This is a genomic window from Synechococcus sp. R70.1 (genome assembly GCF_047461675.1).
In the GTDB taxonomy this organism is placed as follows: Bacteria; Cyanobacteriota; Cyanobacteriia; order Thermostichales; family Thermostichaceae; genus Thermostichus.
This window is the reverse complement of sequence record NZ_JANSHR010000083.1, coordinates 1-2,723: the sequence shown is the minus strand read 5'-3', so window position 1 is coordinate 2,723 and position 2,723 is coordinate 1. Positions and strand designations below refer to the sequence as shown.

At 58.1% G+C, this 2,723-nt stretch carries 3 protein-coding genes and 1 pseudogene; 3 read left to right on the top strand and 1 reads right to left on the bottom strand.

What is annotated here, in order from left to right:
* On the bottom strand, window positions 1–806 hold an 806-nt coding region (locus NW807_RS09455; protein ID WP_414425940.1), incomplete at its 3' end, for a phosphatidate cytidylyltransferase.
* A 74-nt stretch (window positions 807–880) separates the two neighbouring features.
* Between NW807_RS09455 and NW807_RS09450 the strand changes: the two genes are divergently transcribed.
* From NW807_RS09450 to NW807_RS09440, 3 genes and pseudogenes are all read left to right on the top strand, one after another.
* Complete coding sequence (locus NW807_RS09450; protein WP_414395332.1) at window positions 881–1,039, top strand: hypothetical protein; 159 nt, start codon at window positions 881–883, stop codon at window positions 1,037–1,039.
* 43 nt (window positions 1,040–1,082) lie between these two features.
* Window positions 1,083–2,084: a pyruvate dehydrogenase (acetyl-transferring) E1 component subunit alpha gene (gene pdhA / locus NW807_RS09445; protein WP_414395329.1), complete on the top strand. Its 1,002-nt coding sequence runs from the start codon at window positions 1,083–1,085 to the stop codon at window positions 2,082–2,084.
* Window positions 2,085–2,276: 192 nt separating this feature from the next.
* Window positions 2,277–2,723: pseudogene (locus NW807_RS09440) on the top strand (NAD(P)H-quinone oxidoreductase subunit 4); the annotation flags it as partial.

Genomic DNA, 2,723 nt, shown 5'->3' with positions numbered 1-2,723 from the left:
GCGTTGAGCCATTCCAGACATTCCATAAAGTAAAACACCAGCGGCCCGGTAAAGACGTAGCTATCGCCCCGATCCAAAATGCCGCCGTGGCCGGGAATGAGATCCCCGGAGTCTTTTACTCCCGCATCCCGTTTCATGAGGGACTCTGTGAGATCCCCCAGCAGGCTGGTCAACCCAATCAAAAACCCCAACACGCTGCCGCTCAGCCAGCTCCAGGGCCAGTTTAGGTAGTGGGCTCCCAGCATAGCCAGGGTCATGCTGGCGGCAATCCCGGCTACCGCCCCTTCCACCGTCTTTTTCGGGCTGAGGATGGAGAGCTTGGTGCGCCCAAAGGCCCGACCACACAGGTAGGCCGCTACATCGGCAGCAATGACACAGCCAATGGCCAACAGCGTAATCCATAGCCCTTCGCCAATGCCCTTGGATAAAGACAAAGCCCTGACCCGAATCCAGAAGCTGGGCAGCAACGCACAGTAGAACAACCCCAAAATCGAGGTGGCAATATCGGCAATGGTGGCCACCTTGGGCTTAAAGAGCAAATAAAAACAGATGATGGATCCCGCCACGATAAAAGCAGGGCTGGTCCACTCGGGCTTGACTTGCTGCAAAATCACCAGCACCTGACTGGAAAACATGGTGGTGCGCATGGCCGGCGCATTGCCCTTAGCCCGTACCAGACGAAAGAACTCCAGTTGGGCCAGAAAAATAATCAGCCCAAGGGCTGCCGTGAAGTACCAGCCCCCTAGCAGGGTAACCGTCAGGGCAAACAGCACCGCCACGAAACCGCTAACCCAACGGGCTCCCATAGGCGCACCCCGCTATGTTGGCCAGCCGTTCCGGTTCGGGGGAGAGATCCCAGCCACCCGAGACCCTTGCCAGGATGCCTGCTCTTGCGGCCTTCGCCTCAGCGGGACGGAGTTTTGACTTCGACGTGGCTGCTGCAACGGCAATGCCTCCTGCCTTAACCTTTCAGTCTACCGCTGGGATCCCCCTCGATCTCCAGTTGGCGGGATCGCAGGTGTTCCTGAGCGTGGGATAATTGAAAAACTGCAAGAACGGGTTACCCTCAATTGGATTTCAGAATGGTTCAGGAACTTACCCCTCCCGTGGCTAGTCCCCGCATCTCCGCCGAAGAGGCTCGAATGCTCTACGAAGACATGGTGCTGGGCCGCCTGTTTGAGGACAAGTGCGCCGAGATGTACTACAAGGGCAAGATGTTCGGCTTTGTGCACCTCTACAACGGGCAGGAGGCTGTGTCCACGGGGGTGATCAAGGCGCTCAAGCCCACCGACTACATCTGCAGCACCTACCGAGATCACGTGCATGCCCTCAGCGCTGGGATCCCGCCGCGAGCGGTGATGGCGGAGCTCTTCGGCAAGGCCACTGGCTGCAGCAAGGGTCGGGGCGGCTCCATGCATCTGTTTTCGGCAGAGCACAACTTTTTGGGGGGCTATGCCTTTGTGGCCGAAGGGATCCCTGTGGCTACAGGGGCAGCGTTTTCAGCCAAGTACCGCGGCACTGACCAGGTAACCGTCTGCTTTTTTGGGGATGGGGCCTGCAACAACGGCCAATTTTACGAATGTCTCAACATGGCCGCCCTCTGGAAGTTGCCTATCGTCTACGTGGTGGAGAACAACTTCTGGGCTATTGGCATGGCCCACAGGCGTGCCACTTCGGTAACCGACATCTACCTCAAGGGCCCAGCCTTTGGCATGCCTGGCTACCAAGTAGACGGCATGGACGTGCTGGCAGTGCGGGAAGCAGCTCAACAGGCCATCGCCCGCGCCCGTGCCGGAGAAGGCCCCACTCTCCTGGAGTGCCTCACTTACCGCTTCCGCGGCCATTCTTTGGCTGACCCCGACGAGCTGCGCAGCCCCGAAGAAAAGGAATTTTGGCGGCAGCGGGATCCCATCAAACGCCTGGAGCGCTACGCCTTGGAACACAACTTGATGACTGAGGCGGACTTCCAGGCCATTCACGAGAAAGTGAGCGCCGTAGTGGAAGACGCAGTCCTTTTTGCCCTGGAAAGCCCAGAGCCCACCCTGGACGAATTGCACCGCTTTGTTTTTGCCGAAGATGAGTAGCTAGGCATTGGGGCAGCGCAGCTTGCCCTCGGGCCGCCATCGCCGCTCTCTTGCCAAGCCTTGATGCTTACCCTCAGAGAAACCTTGTCCAGGTCTGCGCTCTTGCGCAGATTTTTTTGTAAAGGTTGCTTTCCATTTGTTTACATAGCTTCATATCATTGAGATGTTGAGTATAAGTACCTATTCTCAATCATGAGCAGTCCTCTTGAGTTTCCTTGGCTGTCGGCCCTGGTGCTCCTGCCGCTGCTGGGTGCCTTCGGGATCCCCCTGCTTCCCCAGAGCCGCTGGGCGCGTTGGTATGCCCTTGCCGTGGGGGCTTTGGATTTGGGCCTGATGGCCTACATCTTTGGGTGGCACTACGACCTGCGGGATTTTTCGCTGCAACTGGCCGAGCGTTACGCCTGGGTGCCCCAGATCGGGTTCCACTGGTCGCTGGCGGTGGACGGCCTGTCCTTCCCGCTGGTGCTGCTGTCGGGCTTGATTACGACTTTGGCGATTGTGGCAGCTTGGGAGGTGGCCTACAAGCCGCGTCTATTTTTCTTTTTGCTGCTGCTCCTGTACGGCGCCCAGGTGGGTGTGTTCTTGGCGCAGGATCTGCTCCTCTTTTTCTTGATGTGGGAGATTGAGCTAGTGCCTGTT